This is a genomic window from Amycolatopsis sp. NPDC031561, from assembly GCF_055580625.1.
In genome coordinates, this window is record NZ_JBVILA010000004.1 from 345,304 (window position 1) to 362,664 (window position 17,361).

The window sequence follows — 17,361 nt, forward strand, 5'->3', positions numbered from 1 at the left end:
GAGTAGGGTCGGTGGTAATGACAGTCGATACCTCCTCTGCCGATGATTCCACCGTCGGAGCTGGAGCCGAAACCCTCGCCGTCGCAGCGGCAGTCGCTGCGGGCGAGTCGGTCCTTTCGCGCCGCTTCGGCAGCGCGATCACTCTCGTAGCCCCGGAAGACCTCGCCGGCAGTGGCCCGGCAACGGTCGTCCGGGCGCGGGTGGCGTCCTCGCCGTTCGCGTTGCCGCGCACCCTGGTCATCAAGCACTACCCCGATCCACCCGAACCGGGACGGGCCGATCCGTTCGCGCAGGAGGCGGTCAGCTACCAGCTGTTCACCGCGCTCGCGCCGGAGGACCGGATGTGCCCGGAACTGCTGGCGCACGACGGCCGGTATCGCGTCCTGGTGATCGAGGACCTCGGCGGCGTCCCGACGCTGCACGACAAGCTCCACGCCCGTGACGCGCGCGGAGCCGAACGCGCGCTGCTGTCGTGGGCCCGGTCGCTGGGCAGGCTGCACGCGAGCACCGCGAGCCGAGAGCCCGATTTCAACGCGCTCCTGCGCCGTCTGGGTGGTCCGGTCAAGAACGAGGACGCGCCGCTGCCCGCGGTCTGCGCTCAGCTGCCGGGGCTGCTTGAGGAACTGCTCGACGTCGAGACACCGGAGCCGGTGCAACGGCGGGTCATGGAGGTCGCCGAGCGCGCGGGCGCGCCGTCGTACCGCGCGTTCAGCCCGGTCGACCTCAGCCCGGACAACAACCTCGTGACCAGCGGCGGAGTGCGATTCCTCGACTTCGAACGCGGCCGGGTGCGCAGCACCCTGATGGACGCGGCGTACCTGCGGCTGCCGTTCGCGTCGACCGCGGACGCGCTGGCGCTGCCGCCGGGGATGAGCGAGGCGATGATCGCGGCCTGGCGGGCGGAGGTCGTCTCGGTCTGGCCCGCGCTCGCGGACGAGGACGCGCTGGCCGAGCACCTGATGGACGGTCAGCTGCTCCTGCTGTGGATCATCACCTGGGAAATCCTCCCCGAGCTGGACCTGGACAGGCACGCCACGCCGATCAGCCGGGAGGCCGGATTGGTGACCTGGTGGCGGGAACTGGCCAAGCAATCGCTGCGCGCCCGCCTGACGGACATCTCCGAACACGCCACCCGGGTCGCCGCGGCGCTCGGGGCCCGGCTGGGTCCGCACGCGGACCTGGCGTTCTACCCCGCGTTCCGGTAACCGCCCGCACGGACTTTTCGCTCGACCGTCCTCGCCGCGTTACCCAGGCATCACCGCAGGTGAGTCTGCGTGGCCGATGGTGGCTACCGTGACCGTGATCAGTGTCGAAGTCACTCCGAGTCCCGAACCCCTCCTTCCTCCTGCCCCGGCCGTACCCCGGTCCGCTCGCAGACTGGTCGTGCTCGGCGATTCCACCGCCGTGGGCCTGGGTGACCCGCTGCCGGACAGAGGCGGCTGGCGCGGGGTCGGCCCGCTCGTCGCCGAGGCGCTGGGCGTCGAGCCGGACGGCTACCTGAACCCGTCGTTCGCCGGAGCGCGCATGGGGTGCGTGCTGACGAAGCAGCTTCCCGCGGCCGTGGCGCACCGGCCGGACGTCGCGCTGGTGGTGGCGGGGATGAACGACACGCTGCGGCCCGACTTCAGCGCCGAGCGGATCGCCGCGGACCTCACCGAAGTGATCCGCTCGCTGGCCGCCGTCGGCACCACCGTGGTGCCGGTGCGCTACCACGACCACGGCAAGGTGTTCCGCCTCCCGCAGTCGCTGCGGCGGGCGCTGAGCGAGCGGGTGGCCGAACTGAACGCCGCCATCGCCGGTGTCGTCGAGCGCGAAGGCGTGCCGTGTCTCGACCTCGAACTGCTGCCCGGCGCCTACGACCTCACCTCGTGGAGCGTCGACCGGCTGCACCCGTCGGAACTCGGGCACCGGATGCTGGCGACCGGGTTCACCGAACGGCTGTCCGAAGCCGGGTTCGCGGTGCCGCGTCCGGTCAGCCTGACCTGCTCGGGAGGCGTGGAGCCGAGCACCGCCGGGCATGTCGGCTGGCTGGTGCTGAAGGGGGTGCCGTGGGTGTGGCGGCGGGGCCGCGAGTTCGTGCCCTACGCGGCCGTCATCATGTGGCACTCGTTCCGGGAGCGGCTGCGCTGACCTGTGGCCGGAACCGTCGGTGGGTACGGCTACCGTCGACACCGTGGCACAGGACGAACTCTTCACCGTGAACCCCGATCTCGGGCCTCCTCCGGAGGATGACGAGCCGAGGGAGGTCGCCGTACCGGCAGGCTCGCCGCTGGCCGTGCGGATGCGGCCGCGGACGCTCGGCGAGGTCGTCGGCCAGCAGCACCTTCTGCGCGAGGGCGCGCCGCTGCGGCGGCTCGTCGAGGGCGCCGCCCCCGCCTCCGTGCTGCTCTACGGTCCGCCGGGGACCGGCAAGACCACGCTGGCGAACCTCGTTTCGGCCGCGACCGGTCGCCGTTTCGTGGCGATGTCGGCGCTGTCGGCCGGGGTGAAGGAGGTCCGCGGGGTCATCGAAGAGGCCCGGCGCCGCCGCAACTACAACGCCGAGAACACGGTCCTGTTCATCGACGAGGTCCACCGGTTCTCCAAGACGCAGCAGGACGCCCTGCTCGGCGCGGTCGAGGATCGCACGGTGCTGCTGGTGGCGGCCACCACGGAGAACCCGTCGTTCTCCGTCGTCGCCCCGCTGCTCTCGCGGTCGCTGGTGCTGCAACTGCGGCCGCTGACCGACGACGACATCGTCGCCCTGATCGACCGCGCGCTGACCGACGAACGAGGTCTCGGCGGCGAACTCACCCTGACCGAAGAGGCGCGGGCGCATCTGGTGCGGCTGGCCACCGGCGACGCCCGGCGCGCGCTGACCGCGCTGGAAGCCGCCGCCGACGCCGCGAGCGCGACCGAGGCCAAGACGATCGACCTCGCCATCGTCGAGTCCACAGTGGACAAGGCGGCGGTACGGTACGACCGCGACGGCGATCAGCACTACGACGTCATCAGCGCGTTCATCAAGTCGATCCGCGGCTCCGACGTCGACGCCGCGCTGCACTACCTGGCGCGGATGATCGAAGCGGGGGAGGACCCGCGGTTCCTGGCCCGCCGCCTGGTGGTGCACGCGAGCGAGGACATCGGGATGGCCGATCCGACGGCACTGCAGTCGGCCGTCGCGGCGGCGCACGCGGTGCAGTTCATCGGGATGCCGGAAGGACGGCTGGCGCTGGCGCAGGCGACCGTGCACCTGGCGACGGCGCCGAAGTCGAACGCCATCGTCACCTCGATCGACGCGGCGCTGTCCGACGTCCGGTCCGGGCGGATCGGGACGGTGCCGCCGCACCTGCGGGACGGGCACTACGCGGGGGCGGAGAAGCTCGGCAACGCGAAGGGGTACCGGTATCCGCCCAACGCGCCGGAAGGTGTTCTGGCGCAACAGTATCCGCCGGACGAACTGGTCGGACGGGACTACTACGAGCCGACGCAGCGGGGTGCGGAGCGGACTCTGCACGAGCGGGTTCCGAAGCTGCGGCGCACGATCCGGGGTGAACGTTCTTGAAGTGAGCGGCGTGTCCGTGCCGTTTCGAGCCGGGTCTCGTGAGTGGTAAGGGGCACCCTGGGCAACTGGACCGTCCCGCTCCCGAGCCCCACGCTCGCGGCTGACCCCGACGACGCTTGACGTATAACGGCCTACACGCGTCCGCATGGTGGGACTCGGTGCCATATCGTGGACGAGCGACATACAGTCCGGGACATGTCGCCGAGAACCCTCTTGCGGGCCGTCATGGCCGTTTCCGCCGTCGCGCTCCTCGCCGCGTGCAACGCCTCGGCCAAGGATCCGGCCGCCCAGAACGCGGCCGGGCCCGCGCTGGTCCTGATCACGCCGAGCCCGGTCGGGGTCAACGACTTCCTCAAGCTCGCGGTCCAAGGTATCGAGGACTCGGCCAAGAAGCACAACGGGACGCAGAAGGTGTTCCAGAGCACCGATCCGGCATCGATCCAGCAGAACCTCGCGGCCGCGGTGCGCGAGAAGCCCGCCGTGATCGTCGCCGTCGGCTTCAATTTCGCCGACGCGATCGCGGCCGAGGCCGAGCGCAACCCGGAGCAGAAGTTCCTGTTCGTGGACTCCTGCACCACCAAGCCGTTTCCGAACGTCACCTGCGCGGTGTTCCGTGAGCACGAGGGCTCCTACCTCGCCGGTGCCGAAGCCGGGTTGCTGAGCAAGTCCGGCAAGGTCGGCGCGGTCGTCGTGCTCGACGCGCCCCAGTTCCACCGGTACTCGATCCCGTTCGGGAAGGGCGCGGAGAAGGCCAAGCCCGGCACCACGCTGGCCCCGTTGTTCATCGGCGGCGCGAACCCGTTCAACGATCCGGCCCGGGCGAAGGCGCTGGCCACCACCCTCGCGGGCCAGGGTGTCGACCACGTCATGGGCGCGGCCTCCGCAGCGGGCAACCTCGGGGTCTTCGAGGCCGCCAAGCAGGGCGGCTTCTTCGCGTTCGGCGTCGACGCCAACCAGTGCCCGGCCAGTCCCGGGCAGGTCGTGGACAACGTCATCAAGCGCACCAACGTCGTCATCGGCGACGGGGTCGAGGCGATCCTCGGCGGCAAGGCGGGCGAGGTGAAGTCCTACGGCCTCAAGGAGAAGGGCATCTCCCTGACCGGACTCGAGCCGGACGCCTCGACGTCTCAGTGCGTCGTCGCGAACCGCCCCGACGTGCTGTCGAAGGTCGGCGAGCTGCGGGACCAGATCATCTCGGGCGCGATCGTCGTCGATGACCCCGCCAAAGCCTGACGCCGTCTCACTCCGGGGGATCGTCAAGCGGTTCCCCGGAGTGCTCGCGAACGACCACGTGGACCTCGACGTCGGCGCGGGCGAGATCCACGCGCTGATGGGCGAGAACGGCGCGGGCAAGTCGACGCTCATGTCCGTGCTCTACGGTCTCCACCGGCCCGACGAAGGCACGATCTCCTTGCACGGCAAGGAAGTCTCTTTCGGCTCGCCCGCGCAGGCCATCGACGCCGGTGTCGGCATGGTGCAGCAGGGGTTCGCGTTGTTCGGCGAACTCACCGTCACCGAGAACGTCGTGTTCGGCAGCGAACCCACCCGCCGCGGCCTGTTCGACCGCAAGGCGGCGACGGCCCGCGTCACCGAACTGATCGACCGGCACGAACTGCGTCTCCGGCCCGGCGACCGCGTCCGCGACCTGCCCGTCGGGCTCCGACAGCGCGTCGAGATCCTCAAACTCCTCTACCGCGAGGCCGACGTCCTGATCCTCGACGAACCCACCGCCGTGCTGACCCCGCCCGAAACCGAGCGGCTGTTCGGCGTCCTGCGCGCGCTCGCCGGGGAAGGCCGCACGATCCTGTTGGTGTCGCACAAACTCCAGGAGGTTCTCGCCGTCAGCGACCACGTCACGGTGCTGCGGGACGGCCGCGTCAGCGCTCGCGGGCGCACGGCGGACCAGACCGCCGCCGGGCTCGCCGCGGCGATGACCGGACGTGAGGTCGACCTCGACCGGATCCATCCGGCCGGGACACCCGGGGACGCCGTTCTCGAAGCCCGTTCCCTGACCGTTCCCGGTACGGAAGGAAAGCCGTTGCTCGACAACGTGTCCCTCACCGTGCGCGCCGGCGAGATCGTCGGCGTCGCCGGGGTCGCGGGCAACGGCCAGGCCGAACTGTCCGGCGCGATCACCGGCCTCCTGAAGACCGGCGGCGAGATCGTCCTCAAAGGACAGAGCCTCGACGGCCTGTCGGTGCGCGCGCGGAGGGACGCCGGGCTCGCCCACGTGCCGGAGGATCGCGCCGAGGTCGGCTCGGCGCCCACGGCGAGCCTCCGGGAGAACCTGGCCGTCGGCTTCCATCGCAAGCTGCCCTTGGCACGCAAGGGATTCTTGCGCCGCAAGGCGATCGACGACCACGCGTCGGCGATCACCGAGGCTTACGACGTCCGCGGGGCCGGTCCCGCCGCCGCGATGGGCACGCTGTCCGGCGGCAACCAGCAGAAGGCGATCTTCGGCCGCGAACTCACCCACGACGCGCCGTTCCTGCTGGTCGAGCAGCCCACCCGCGGGGTCGACGTCGGCGCGATCGAGAACATCCACGCCCGGCTCGTCGCCCACCGCGACGCCGGGCACGCCGTCCTGCTGATCTCCGCCGAACTCAGCGAGGTCCTCGCGCTGTCCGACCGCGTGCTGGTGCTGTTCGAAGGCCGGATCGTCGCGGAGTTCACCAAGGACGAAGCCGATCAGCACACGGTCGGCCTGGCGATGGCCGGAGGTGCCGGATGACCCGCGTCCGCATCATCGCCGTCCCGGTCGTCGCGGCGCTCGTGCTCGGCGCGATCCTGTTGCTGGCCACCGGAACCGACCCGCTGGCCGCCTACGGCGCGATCGTCTCGGGTGCCTTCGGCCCCGACGGCATCGGTGACACCCTCGCCTACGCCGTCCCTGTCGCGGGGATGGCGACCGCGCTCGCGATCCCGCTGCGCGCGGGCATGGTCAACCTCGGCGGTGAAGGGCAACTGGTGCTCGGCGCGGTCAGCGCGCTCGCAGTCGGCCTGTACGTGCCCGGTCCGGGGCCGGTCAAGGTCGTCTTGGCACTGCTCGCGGGCGTTCTCGCCGGAGCCGCGTACGCCGCGCTGGCCGCGGTCTGCGAGAACCGCCTGGGTGTCCCGCTGCTGATCAGCACGCTGCTGCTGAGCTATCCGGCGATGTCGCTGGCCGGCTATCTGGTGCGGTTCCCGTTGAAGGACGCGGGCTCCAGCCTGCCGCAGAGCCCGCAACTGCCCGAAGGCACGCGGCTGCCCGAACTCGACGGTGTGACGACCGGGATCTTCCTGGTGGCGGCGGTGATCGCGGTCCACGCGGTGATCGACGCCCGCACGCCCGCCGGCTTCGAGACGAAGGTGACCGGCTGGGCGCCGCGGTTCGCCGAGTACGCCGGGATCGACCGGCCGAAGCTCACGGTCCGGCTGCTCGCCGCGTCGGGCGGGACCGCCGGGCTGGTCGGCGCGATCGCCGCCCTCGGCTTCCCGTACCGGTTCATCGACGGCGCGCTGATCACGCCGCAGTACACCTGGATCGGCCTGCTCGCGGCGCTGCTCGCCGGGGCGAGCCCGCTCGGGACGCTGCTCGCGGCGGTCTTCTTCGCGGCGCTGACCAGCGGCGGATTCGCCATGGAACGCGCCACCCAGGTCCCGCGCGAGCTGACCGCGGTCCTGCAGGCGGTGCTGATCATCTTCCTCGCGGCCACCTCCGGGGTCTTCAAGCGGAAGGCGAGGCGGGCATGATCGACGCGAGCCTGTTCTCCTCGGCGCTCACCGCGCTGACGCCCATCCTGTTCGCCGCGCTCGCGGGCGCGCTGTGCCGGCGGGCCGGGGTCTTCAACATCTCCCTCGAAGGCTCGCTCCTGGTCGGCTGCTTCGGCGCCGTCGCGGGGAGCTGGTACACCGGCAGCGCGTGGATCGGCGTCGTCGTGGCGGTGATCGCGGCGACGGCGTACTCGCTGATCCTCGCGATCGGGTCGATCACCTTCGACGGCGATCCGATCGTGCTGGGCGTCGCGAGCAATCTGCTCGCGGTCGGGCTGACCAGCTTCCTCATCCGCACGGTCTTCGGCACCGAAGGCTCGTTCAGCGACCCCACGCTGCAGGGACTCGGCCAGTTCGGCCCGATTCCCGGGCAGTCGCTGCTGGTCTACCTGTCCTGGCTGGCCGTGCCCGCGCTCGCGGTCCTGCTGTACCGGCATCCGTGGGGCCTGCGGCTGCGCGGGGTCGGCGAACGTCCGGAGGCCGCGTCCAGCCTCGGCGTCAACGTGACCAAGTACCGCTACGGGGTGATCCTGGCCGGGGGAGCGCTGTGCGGTCTCGGTGGCGCGCAACTGGCGCTCGGCTCGGTGACGTTGTTCGCCGAGAACATGACCGCCGGCCGCGGCTGGATCGCCGTCGTCGCGGTCATGCTCGGCCGCGCGCATCCGCTCGGGGTGCTCCTCGCGGCGCTGCTGTTCGGCCTCGCGGAAGCGTTCGGCTTCCGGCTCCAGGGCATCGGCCTTCCGCAGCAGGCCACCGACGCCGCGCCTTATGTCGTCACGCTCGTGGCGTTGTTCCTGTCCAATTTCAAGCGCAAGAAGGGACAGCCCGCGTGAGCGACGTCCTGCCCATCACCAAGATCCCCCGGCACGGACTGCCGCCGCGCGCCGTCGTCGTCGGCGACCCGGACCGCGCGACCACGGTGGCCGAAACGCTCGAAGACGCCGTCCTCGTCGGCCAGAACCGCGAGTACCGCAGCTACACCGGCACCTGGAAGGGCGTCCCGGTCGTCGTGTCCTCGCACGGCGTCGGCGGGCCCGGCGCGCTGTGCCAGTTCGGCGAGCTGGCCGAGGCCGGCGTCCGTACCTTCATCCGGCTCGGCACCGCCGGTTCGCTGGCCGACGGGATCACGGACGGCGACCTCGTCATCGCCGAGGCGGCGGTCCGCGACGACGGCGTCACCCAGCAGCTGATCCATCCGGAGTACCCGGCGTTCGCCACCCCGGAGGCGGTCGTGGCGCTCAGCCGCGCCGCCCCGGAGGCACATCGCGGCGTGGTGTGGACGCGGGCCGCGTTCAGCCCGCTGGTGCTCACCCTCCCGATGGCCGACTACCTCGCCGCGCGGGTGATCGCCATTGAGATGGAACTCTCCACGCTGCTGGTGTTCGCGGCATTGCGCGGCCTGCGGGCCGGTGGTGTGCTCGTGATCGACGGCGACGCGCGGCCCGAGCACCCCGACCCGTCGGCCTACGACCCGCATCGCGACGTCGTGGCCGAGGGGGTGGCGAGGGCGACTCGCGTGGCCCTCGACGCCGTGGTCGAGTTGGAAGGGGCGGAATGACCGAAGTGTGGCGAAAAGCGGCTCACGAGCTGGCGAGCACCCTGGCGGCGGACGCTGCCGAGCGCGACCTCGCCGGACGGCTCCCGGTCCAGGAGGTCGCCCTGCTACGCGAGTCCGGGCTCCTGCCCCTGCTCGACACCGCCGGCTGGACGGCCGCGAACCAGGCCACCCGGATCGTGTCCGCCGCGGACGCGTCGGTCGGGCACCTGCTCGGCTACCACTACCTGCAGCTGTGGCGCACCGGCCTGTTCGGGCCGCGCGCCGCGAGCGAACCGGGCTGGTTCTGGGCGGGCGTGAGCAACCCGCTCGACTCCATCCTGTTGCTGACCCCGGTGGACGGCGGGTTCACCGTCGAGGGCACGAAGACCTTCGCCACCGGCGCGGCCGTCGCCGATCGCCTGGTGGTCAGCGCGACGAGGACCGACAACGGCGACAAGCTCACGTTCGTCGTCGACGCGCGGGCCGACGGGATCACCTTCCCCGGTGAATGGGACAACATCGGCCAGCGGCTCACCGCGAGCGGCGCCGTCCGCTTCGATGCCGTCCGGGTCCGCCAGGACGACGTCCTCGGTGCGCAGCCGGACGACCAGGCGGATCCGCGGGTGCCCCGGATCTCCCTGGCGGCGATCGGATTCCAGCTCATGCTGGCGCAGGTCTACGTCGGCCTCGCGTCCGGCGCGCTCGACGCCGCCGCGGTCTACACGCGCGAGACCGCGCGGGCCTGGACACTGTCCGATGTGGACAAAGCGACGCAGGATCCGTACACACTCGCCGGGTACGGCGAGCTGGTCGCGACGGCGAGGGCGGCCGGGTTCGCCGTCGACGCGGCGGTTTCCGCCCTCGGTGAGGCCGACGAACGCGGCTTCGACCTGACCGCGGCCGAACGCGCGGAAGCGGCGATCGCCATCTCGTCGGCGAAGATCGTCGCGAGCCGGGCGGCCGTCGAGACGACGAGCAAGGTCTTCGAGTTCACCGGCGCGCGGGCGACGGCGACCAAGTACGGCTTCGACCGCTTCTGGCGCAACGCCCGCACCCTGACCCTGCACGATCCGGTGACCTACAAAGCGCGCGAGGTCGGCGACCACTTCCTCAACGGCATCCCGCCGTGCCTTTCGGGGTACAGCTGATGACGCTGCCGATCCTCGCCGAAAGCGTCCGCCTCGACGACGACGGCGTGCACATCCTCGACCGGCGCGTCTTCCCGTTCGCACGCGAATGGGTGCTGTGCCGGACTTCGGAAGAGGTCGCGGTGGCCATCGAGGACATGGTCACCCAGTCGTCCGGACCGTACTTCGCCGCACTGGGAGCGATGGTGCTCGGCGCGCGCGAGGCGGCCGGGTACGCGCCTGCCGAAGCCCGCGCGTACCTGGAGCGCGTGGGGGAGCGGATCATCGCGACCCGCAAGACGAACAACCACCTCCGCAAGGCCGTCGCCGCCGTACTGTCCGAAGTGGACAAGTCGACCGGGGACCCGGTCGAGGCCGCCACCGCCGGGGCACGATCGGGCGACGAGTTGTACCGGTCGCGCAGCCGCGCGCTGGGCGAGCACACGGCGGCGCTGGTCCCGGACGGGGCGACCGTGCTCACGCACTGCTGGGCGGATCTGTACCTGGTCGAGCTGGTGCTGGCCGCGCGACGGCAGGGCAAGGAGTTCTCCTTCCTCTGCACGGAAACCCGGCCGTACCTGCAGGGCGCGCGGCTGACCGCCGAGACGCTCGTCGAGATGGGCGCCGACACCCGGCTGATCACCGACGGGATGGGTGCGGCCGTGCTGTCCTCGGGTGAGGTCGGCGCGCTGGTGACCGCCGCCGACCGGGTCACCATGGACGGTCACGTCGTCAACAAGATCGGCACGCTGGGGCTCGCGGTGGCGGCGGAGGCGTTCGGCGTGCCGTTCCACGCGATGGTCCAGGCGCCGGACCAGGCCGCGCCGACCGGTGCCGACGTGCCGATCGAATACCGCGACGGCGACGAGGTGCTGAGCGCGCTCGGCCACCGTGTCGCCAGTGAACGCGTCCGAGGGCACTATCCGGCCTTCGACGTGACATCACCGCGTTTCGTGACCACGGTGGTGACCGACCGCGGGGCCTTCGCACCAGGACGGCTCCGCGAGTACTACGCAGAAGGGGAAGCGAACCAGTGACCGCAACGCTGACCGCCCGATGGGTGGTCCTCGACATCGAGGGCACGCTGACGGCCACCAGCTACGTGCACGTGACCCTCTACGACTACGCGCGCCCGCGGCTGGGCCCGTGGATCGACGGGCACCCGGACGACCCCGAGGTCGCCGGCGCCGTGGCGCGGATCAAGGAACTCGGCGGGCTCCCGGCGGAGGCGTCCACAGTGGACGTCGTGGCGGTGCTGCACGGCTGGATGGACGCGGACCAGAAGATCGCGCCGCTGAAGACGTTGCAGGGGCTCATCTGGCAGCGCGGGTACGCCGACGGCGACCTGACGACGGAGTTCTTCGGCGACGTCGCCCCCGCCCTGCGGTCGTGGCACGAGTCCGGGCTGCGGCTCGCGGTGTTCTCGTCCGGCTCGGTCGCCGGGCAGGTCGCGTCGTTCTCGCGGACCACCGACGGCGACGTCACCGGCCTGTTCGAGAAGCATTTCGACACCGTGAACGCCGGGCCGAAGCGCGAGGCGCCGTCGTATCGCGCGATCGCCTCCGCGCTGGAGGCCGAGCCGGGCGACATCGTGTTCTTCTCCGACGTCCCGGCCGAACTCGACGGGGCCGCCGCCGACGGCTGGCAGACCGTCGGCCTCGCGCGCGACGGCGAGCCGTTCGGTGACGCGGATTTCGGGGCACACCGGACGATCCGGACGTTCGACGAGGTGAAGGTCTCGCCGCGATGACGACACTGGAACTCGCCGGACGCGCGCTCGCCGAGGAATCCGCCCGGTTCGCCGGGCTGGGCTGGATGCGGGGCACGTCGGGCAACCTCTCGGTGGTGCTGGGCCGAGATCCGCTGCGCGTCGCCGTCACCGTCAGTGGACGGGACAAAGGCGAGCTGACCAGCGACGACGTCGTGGTGGTCGGCGAGGACGGGCTGGCCGTGGCCGAGCAGCCGCATCCGGACAAGGTGCCCTCGGCCGAAGCGGGCCTGCACGCCCGGATCGCGGCGGTGTCGGGCGCGGGTGCCGTGATCCACGTGCACGCGCTCGCGCCGGTCGTGGCCGCCGAGCACTGGCCGGACGGCGTCGAACTCCGCGACCTGGAGATGCTCAAGGGCTTCGGCCGCGCCGCGCACGACGACCTGGTGACGATTCCGGTGATCGCCAACGGCCAGGACATGCGCGTCCTCGGCGACGCGTTCGAGGCGGGGTTCCGGGCGGACACGCCGGCGGTGATCGTCGCGCGGCACGGGATCTACGTCTGGGGTGATGACCTGCGCCACGCGCGTCATCGCCTGGAATGTTTGGAGTGGTTGCTCCGGTTCCGGGTAGAGACAAGACTCGTTCCCGAGGAAAGGGGAGTGCGATGACCTTGCTGACCGTGTGGCCGGACGACCGGCCCGACGAGATCGCGCTCAGGACCGAGGACCCGGCCGTGATCACCGCGGAACTGGGACGGCTCGGTGTCCGGTTCGACCGGTGGGAACTCGTCGCGGACCTGCCGCGCGAAGTGACGCCGGAGCAGGTGCTGGCCGCGTACGAGGAGCCGATCGGCAAGGTCTCGGCGGCGGAGGGCTACACGTTCGTCGACGCCGTCCGCATGACTCCGTCCGACGAGCCCGGCTGGGCGGCCGAGGCTGCCGAAGCCCGGAAGAAGTTCCTCGCCGAGCACACCCACGACGATGACGAAGACCGCTTCTTCGCCCGGGGGTCCGGCGTGTTCTACCTGCACGTCGGCGGGCGGGTGTACGCGGTGCTGTGCGAGGCGGGGGACCTGCTGAGCGTGCCCGCGAACACCACGCACTGGTTCGACATGGGAACGCGGCCCGACTACGTGTCGATCCGGTTCTTCCACGACGACGGCGGGTGGGTCGGCGACTTCACCGGCGCCACCCTGGCGGGGGACTTCCCGGACTTCGACACTTTGACCGCCGGGCGTCACTGACCTCCGCCGCAAGTAGTCCTCTAGTTGCGGTCCTTGCCGTGCGCAAGTACCGCAACCAGGGGACTACTTGCGTGACAGGAAAGGCCCGTTACTTGCAAAATTTGCAAGTAACGGGCCTTTCCTAGCGCGCTGCCGGGGTCTGTCAGGCGGGGGTCCAGAGGGCAGGCACGTTCGGCGGTTCCCAGCCGGGCAGGGACCGGTGGCCCTGACGGCAGACGTACGCCGCGCCGTTGTGGGTCACCCGGGCACCGGTGGCGTAGTCGGTGTTCGGTTTCCAGGCGTTCGACGGCGCCGTGGTGGTCGTCGTCGGGGTGGTGGTGGTCGTCCGGGTCGTCGTCGGACTGGTCGTGGTGGTGGGTGTCGTGGTCGTCGTTCCGGTGGTCGTGGTGGGTGTGGTGGTGGTCGTCGGCGGGGCGCCGCCGCCACGCGGGTAGTCCGTCGTGAGCGCGTAGGTCGTCCCGCCGAAGGTGAACGTGAAGTTCGACGGCGACGCGATCGGCATGTAGTAGTTCAGCTGGATTTCGATCGTGGCGCCCGGCGCGATGGACTGCCAGCTCGGCACGGTCACCGCGACGCGCTGGAAGTCTCCCTTCATCCCACCGGCGTTGGGGCCGCTATGGCCCTTGCTCGTGACCGTCAGGCCGTAGCCGGACTGGTCGGACATGCTGCCGGGTGCGCTCGTGCCGTAGTCGAACTCGACCTTCGTCCCACCGGGGATGGTGGTGGTCGAATTGTTCTTGATGCGCATCTTCGGGGTGATCGGGTAGTTCGCGTCGCCCAGTGCGAACCCGGTCAGGTTCACGTTCACGTCGAGCACCGAAGACGGCGCGGGACGCGACGACTTGGTGTTGCCGTACGGGGCGGCGCCGCGCAGGCCGTCGTTGATCTTCGTGATCAGCGTGTCGCCCATGAAGTACTGGCCCTTGGCCTCGTCGAAGGCGTAGTCGCCGGCCAGCTCCCAGATCATGATGCCGCCGATGCCCTTGTCGGCCACGTACTTGGCCTTCGTGGCGAGCGAGGCTTCGTCCTCAGTGGACAGGAACACCTTCTTGTCGTTGTTCCACAGCCACGGCGTCACCATCGTGTTGTCGTAGTACCGCTCGTACTTCCCGGAGACCCGGTCGGTCGGGTCGGTCTTGGGAGTGAGCCCGTACGCCTCCAGATAGTCCGGGGTGATCTCGTTCTCGAGGTTCTTGGCGTGCCACATGGGGTTCGCGCCCGCGGGCACCTCGCCGCCCGCCAGACCGAGGTCGTGCCAGAGGTTGTCGATGCCGATCGCGCCGTTACCGCAGGGCACGGTCGAGCCGACTTGGGATCCGGTGCCCGGTGGACACTGTTTCTGGTCCGGCAGTGGAGCGGTGCCCCACAGTCCGTTCGTCCCGCCGGACACACCTTGCCAGCCGCGGGTGTAGAAACCGACACCGATGTTGATCCGGCCCGCTTGCATCGCGCCTCGGAAATAGTGATAGGCCCAGTCGGTGTTGAGATACCCCTGACCGTCGTACTGCGGGGTGGTGTACACCTGCCAGTGCGCGAGTTCCGCGTCCTTGCCGTTGTCGTAGAGCGCCGCGTTCGGCCCGGCGAAGTGGTTCCACGCGCCGTGCAGGTCGTAGCTCATCATGTTGGCGTAGTCGAGATACCGCGTGACGCCGTAGACCTCCTGGCCGCGCAGCAGCCAGCCGGACGCGGGCACGGCCGCGGTCAGCAGATAGTGCTTGCCGTCGGCGGCACCGGCCCGGTCGATCTTCTCGCGCAGCGTGCGCATCAGGTTCTCGTAGCCCGTCCACAGGGTGCCGCGGTTGGACTGCGCGATCCAGTAGTCGTCCGGGTTTCCGGCGTAGCTGGCCGACGTCGCGTACTCGTAGTCGATGTCGGCGCCGTTGAATCCGTAGTCGCGCAGGAACTTCACGACCGAATCCGCGAAGACGTCAATGCTCGCCTGGTTTTGCGTCATCTTGTAGAACCCGCCCGACGCGTTGCGCGTGCCGTCCGGGTTGAGGAAACCGCCGGTCTCGGCCCAGCCGCCGATCGAGATCAGCGACTTCACGTTCGGGTTCTGCTTCTTGTACTTGGTCAGCAGATTGAAATGTCCCTTGTAGGGCAACGACGGATCCATCTCGGCGCCCGGGATGTCCGGCCACTCCATGCCGATGGCCTCGTTGTTCGCGCCCGGGTTGCCGACCGAAACCTTGTTCTGCGCGTCGACGTGGGCGAACGCGTAGTTGAGGTGGGTGACCTTCGACCACGGGATGTTGTTGACCAGATAGGAAGGCGAACCGTTCTTACCGGTGCGCCAGCTGGTGAAGTAGCCGATCACGCGACGGGAGTGCTCGTCTCCCAGCTTTTCCCGGCCGTTGGTGTCGTAGACGGAGCAATAGGGGGTGTCGACGCCGGGTGTCCGGTACAGCCCGTCGGGGCGGCAGTCCTCATTGCCTGCCGCGCTCGACGTGGACGGGGTGACGACGACGATCATGAGCCCGGCCAGCGCGATGAGCGACGCCAGTAGCGGGAGTAGTTTTCTGGTTCTCCTTGGCACGCCGAAACCTCCGACAGTGGAAGATGGCCCTCGGTCCCAGCAGCTTGAGCCGCTGACCAGGCGCGCGTCAATAGGTGTAGACCAATTTCCATCCTGTGCCGTACGCCGGGGCGTACCTGAGGTTCGTCAGGTCCGGTCTTCGTCGAAGATCGAGGTCCGTTCGGGTGGTGGCGTGTAAGCGAGGCCGGTCAACAAGGTTCGGGGATGGCCATACTCCCGGCCACATCTGGTGAGTGCTATGACCCCATGCCCTTCGACGTGGGTGTGCGGGCCGATCTTGCCGGGGTGTACCGAGAGTGCTTCGGCGATCGTGTCGGCGTCGCAGTGGTCCGGAATCCCGAGTTCCGCCTTGAGCCGCCGGTGGCGCCGGACCCATTCCCGTTGCCAGTCCAGGGGATTTTCGGTGTGCTCGATGTCGTCGGCCCAGCCTTCGGGCAGCGGAGTGTCTTCGTGGGGGAGCAGGTAGCCGTTCTCGGCCGCGAGTTCGCCGACCGATTCCTCGGGGACGGCGACGTCGTAGAACCGGACCAGTTCGCCTTTTTCGGCGATACACCACGACGTCATCGAGTCGCCATGGCTGCGGAAGTACAGATGTGCGGCACTGAACCGGCGGCTCAACTCGACGCAGCGCGCACTTTCCACGCCGCGGTAGACTTTTTCGTTCGCGAGCATGGCTTGATATTGCTCGCGAGGCTCGATGCTCCAGGAGCTTTCTTCGGTGATGTCCGCGGGGTGCTGGTCGTCCGACGGGCGGCCGAAGACGAGCGTCCACCCGTCGAGCGCGGGACTGACGTAGACCCGGGCGCATCTTTGATGCCCGGAGTCGTGGTGCTGGTTCCAGATCTCGGTGCCCAGAGACATGGTCACCGGTTCCGCGTCGGACAGGCCGAACGCGTCGAGCACCGCCGCCTGGTCCGTGGTCGGGATGGCGAACCAGTACTCGCAACTCCGCATCGCGACCGGGACTTCGACGGCGAGTTTGCTCCGGATCAGACGGCGGACGAGCGCGAGATCGTGTTCTCCGAGTGCTTCCGGGCCGCCCAAGTCGAACAGCAGCGTGCGTGCCGCGTTGCGCAGCGCCTGATTCCCGGTTCGCCGGATTTCGCGCAGTTCGGGAAAATCGTCCGGCCCGGCATCTCGCAGCTCCCAGGTGCTGACGTGGTCCCCGGCGATGAGGGACTCGGCCACGGCTCTCATGTCCATGCCGCGGAGGTTAGCCAACCACACCGACAGAAAACTCGTTGCCGTCGGGATCCGCCATTTCCACCTGTCCGCTTTCCCCGATGCCGAGGCGGGTCGCGCCGAGGGAGACGAGCCGGTCGACGTCCGAAAGCGGGCCGCTCAAAGCGAAACGCACCCGGTTCGGCCCGGTTTTGGCGTCGAACGGCGGGCCGCCCCAGGTGATCTTCGGACCGCCGTGCGGCGAACGGATCGCGGTCTCCTGATCCCGGTCCCAGACCAGCGGCCAGTCGAGCGCCTTGCTCCAGAAATAGCCGACTTCCTGCGAACCGTCGCAGGCGAGCGCGCCGACGAAACCGCATTCGGCGAGGAAGGTGTTCCCGGGCTCGATGACGCAGAACTCGTTGCCCTCGGGATCGGCGAGCACGACGTGTTCTTCCTCGGGGCGCTGACCGATGTCGATATGGCGGCCGCCGAGTTCGAGCGCCTTCGCCACGATCCGCCGCTGGTCTTCCAGGGATTCGCTCGTCAGGTCGAAATGCGCGTGGTTCTTGCGGGACTTCGTTTCCTCGGCAGGAACGAAACGGATCCGGAAACCTGTGTCGTCGTCCGGGATCAGCGTGTCGCCGTCGGTTTCCCAGCCGAGAAGTCCGGCCCAGAAACGCGCGAGACCGCGCGGGTCGTTCGCGTCGAAACAGAGCGCGTGCAAGGTGGCGGTCATGGCTGACGTT

16 protein-coding genes are annotated in these 17,361 nt (G+C 69.8%); 13 read left to right on the top strand and 3 right to left on the bottom strand.

Annotated elements, in window-relative coordinates:
- Positions 1-17: 17 nt before the first annotated feature.
- From ACZ5IK_RS13255 to ACZ5IK_RS13315, 13 genes are all read left to right on the top strand, one after another.
- Positions 18-1,205 (top strand): phosphotransferase, encoded by a 1,188-nt coding sequence (locus tag ACZ5IK_RS13255; protein WP_465487910.1) that lies wholly within the window; start codon positions 18-20, stop codon positions 1,203-1,205.
- Between the two features lie 76 nt (positions 1,206-1,281).
- Entirely contained in the window at positions 1,282-2,130 is an 849-nt protein-coding gene (locus tag ACZ5IK_RS13260; RefSeq protein ID WP_465487911.1) for an SGNH/GDSL hydrolase family protein, read from the top strand.
- 43 nt (positions 2,131-2,173) lie between these two features.
- Complete coding sequence (locus ACZ5IK_RS13265) at positions 2,174-3,544, top strand: replication-associated recombination protein A (RefSeq protein WP_410601985.1); 1,371 nt, start codon at positions 2,174-2,176, stop codon at positions 3,542-3,544.
- 195 nt (positions 3,545-3,739) lie between these two features.
- Complete coding sequence (locus tag ACZ5IK_RS13270; RefSeq protein ID WP_465487912.1) at positions 3,740-4,777, top strand: BMP family ABC transporter substrate-binding protein; 1,038 nt, start codon at positions 3,740-3,742, stop codon at positions 4,775-4,777.
- Positions 4,758-6,275 carry an ABC transporter ATP-binding protein gene (locus ACZ5IK_RS13275; protein ID WP_465487913.1) on the top strand — a complete coding sequence of 506 codons (1,518 nt, stop codon included), beginning with the start codon at positions 4,758-4,760 and terminating at the stop codon, positions 6,273-6,275. Before ACZ5IK_RS13270 ends, ACZ5IK_RS13275 begins: the two co-directional genes overlap by 20 nt.
- Entirely contained in the window at positions 6,272-7,276 is a 1,005-nt protein-coding gene (locus ACZ5IK_RS13280; protein WP_465487914.1) for an ABC transporter permease, read from the top strand. The genes ACZ5IK_RS13275 and ACZ5IK_RS13280 overlap by 4 nt, the downstream gene beginning before the upstream one ends.
- The gene (locus tag ACZ5IK_RS13285; protein WP_465487915.1) at positions 7,273-8,130 is read left to right on the top strand and encodes an ABC transporter permease; all 858 of its coding nucleotides are present in this window, start codon (positions 7,273-7,275) and stop codon (positions 8,128-8,130) included. Before ACZ5IK_RS13280 ends, ACZ5IK_RS13285 begins: the two co-directional genes overlap by 4 nt.
- Positions 8,127-8,855 (top strand): nucleoside phosphorylase, encoded by a 729-nt coding sequence (locus ACZ5IK_RS13290; protein WP_465487916.1) that lies wholly within the window; start codon positions 8,127-8,129, stop codon positions 8,853-8,855. Before ACZ5IK_RS13285 ends, ACZ5IK_RS13290 begins: the two co-directional genes overlap by 4 nt.
- Positions 8,852-9,982, top strand: coding sequence for an acyl-CoA dehydrogenase family protein (locus ACZ5IK_RS13295; RefSeq protein ID WP_465487917.1), 1,131 nt, complete (start codon positions 8,852-8,854; stop codon positions 9,980-9,982). The genes ACZ5IK_RS13290 and ACZ5IK_RS13295 overlap by 4 nt, the downstream gene beginning before the upstream one ends.
- Positions 9,982-10,998, top strand: a complete 1,017-nt coding sequence (locus ACZ5IK_RS13300) for a translation initiation factor eIF-2B alpha/beta/delta subunit family protein (RefSeq protein WP_465487918.1) — start codon at positions 9,982-9,984, stop codon at positions 10,996-10,998. The genes ACZ5IK_RS13295 and ACZ5IK_RS13300 overlap by 1 nt, the downstream gene beginning before the upstream one ends.
- Complete coding sequence (gene mtnC, locus ACZ5IK_RS13305; RefSeq protein WP_465487919.1) at positions 10,995-11,711, top strand: acireductone synthase; 717 nt, start codon at positions 10,995-10,997, stop codon at positions 11,709-11,711. Before ACZ5IK_RS13300 ends, mtnC begins: the two co-directional genes overlap by 4 nt.
- Positions 11,708-12,340, top strand: coding sequence for a methylthioribulose 1-phosphate dehydratase (gene mtnB / locus ACZ5IK_RS13310; protein ID WP_465487920.1), 633 nt, complete (start codon positions 11,708-11,710; stop codon positions 12,338-12,340). Before mtnC ends, mtnB begins: the two co-directional genes overlap by 4 nt.
- Positions 12,337-12,915 carry a 1,2-dihydroxy-3-keto-5-methylthiopentene dioxygenase gene (locus tag ACZ5IK_RS13315; protein ID WP_101606699.1) on the top strand — a complete coding sequence of 193 codons (579 nt, stop codon included), beginning with the start codon at positions 12,337-12,339 and terminating at the stop codon, positions 12,913-12,915. Before mtnB ends, ACZ5IK_RS13315 begins: the two co-directional genes overlap by 4 nt.
- A gap of 142 nt (positions 12,916-13,057) precedes the next feature.
- Here the strand turns inward: ACZ5IK_RS13315 and ACZ5IK_RS13320 are convergent, their stop codons facing one another.
- The 3 genes from ACZ5IK_RS13320 to ACZ5IK_RS13330 all read right to left on the bottom strand — a co-directional run bounded on the left by ACZ5IK_RS13320 (position 13,058) and on the right by ACZ5IK_RS13330 (position 17,351).
- Positions 13,058-15,451, bottom strand: coding sequence for a chitinase C-terminal domain-containing protein (locus tag ACZ5IK_RS13320; RefSeq protein WP_465487921.1), 2,394 nt, complete (start codon positions 15,449-15,451; stop codon positions 13,058-13,060).
- Positions 15,452-15,577: 126 nt separating this feature from the next.
- Positions 15,578-16,654 (bottom strand): hypothetical protein, encoded by a 1,077-nt coding sequence (locus tag ACZ5IK_RS13325; protein WP_465487922.1) that lies wholly within the window; start codon positions 16,652-16,654, stop codon positions 15,578-15,580.
- Between the two features lie 10 nt (positions 16,655-16,664).
- Positions 16,665-17,351: a VOC family protein gene (locus tag ACZ5IK_RS13330; protein WP_465487923.1), complete on the bottom strand. Its 687-nt coding sequence runs from the start codon at positions 17,349-17,351 to the stop codon at positions 16,665-16,667.
- Between the last annotated feature and the right edge of the window lie 10 nt (positions 17,352-17,361).

What these genes read in the sequence shown, in the direction of transcription:
- ACZ5IK_RS13255 (WP_465487910.1), top strand. Translation starts at nt 18, where the DNA reads ATGACAGTCGATACCTCCTCTGCCGATGATTCCACCGTCGGAGCTGGA.
- ACZ5IK_RS13260 (WP_465487911.1), top strand. Translation starts at nt 1,282, where the DNA reads ATGGTGGCTACCGTGACCGTGATCAGTGTCGAAGTCACTCCGAGTCCC.
- ACZ5IK_RS13270 (WP_465487912.1), top strand. Translation starts at nt 3,740, where the DNA reads ATGTCGCCGAGAACCCTCTTGCGGGCCGTCATGGCCGTTTCCGCCGTC.
- ACZ5IK_RS13275 (WP_465487913.1), top strand. Translation starts at nt 4,758, where the DNA reads ATGACCCCGCCAAAGCCTGACGCCGTCTCACTCCGGGGGATCGTCAAG.
- ACZ5IK_RS13280 (WP_465487914.1), top strand. Translation starts at nt 6,272, where the DNA reads ATGACCCGCGTCCGCATCATCGCCGTCCCGGTCGTCGCGGCGCTCGTG.
- ACZ5IK_RS13285 (WP_465487915.1), top strand. Translation starts at nt 7,273, where the DNA reads ATGATCGACGCGAGCCTGTTCTCCTCGGCGCTCACCGCGCTGACGCCC.
- ACZ5IK_RS13295 (WP_465487917.1), top strand. Translation starts at nt 8,852, where the DNA reads ATGACCGAAGTGTGGCGAAAAGCGGCTCACGAGCTGGCGAGCACCCTG.
- ACZ5IK_RS13300 (WP_465487918.1), top strand. Translation starts at nt 9,982, where the DNA reads ATGACGCTGCCGATCCTCGCCGAAAGCGTCCGCCTCGACGACGACGGC.
- mtnB (WP_465487920.1), top strand. Translation starts at nt 11,708, where the DNA reads ATGACGACACTGGAACTCGCCGGACGCGCGCTCGCCGAGGAATCCGCC.
- ACZ5IK_RS13315 (WP_101606699.1), top strand. Translation starts at nt 12,337, where the DNA reads ATGACCTTGCTGACCGTGTGGCCGGACGACCGGCCCGACGAGATCGCG.
- ACZ5IK_RS13325 (WP_465487922.1), bottom strand. Translation starts at nt 16,654, where the DNA reads ATGGACATGAGAGCCGTGGCCGAGTCCCTCATCGCCGGGGACCACGTC.
- ACZ5IK_RS13330 (WP_465487923.1), bottom strand. Translation starts at nt 17,351, where the DNA reads ATGACCGCCACCTTGCACGCGCTCTGTTTCGACGCGAACGACCCGCGC.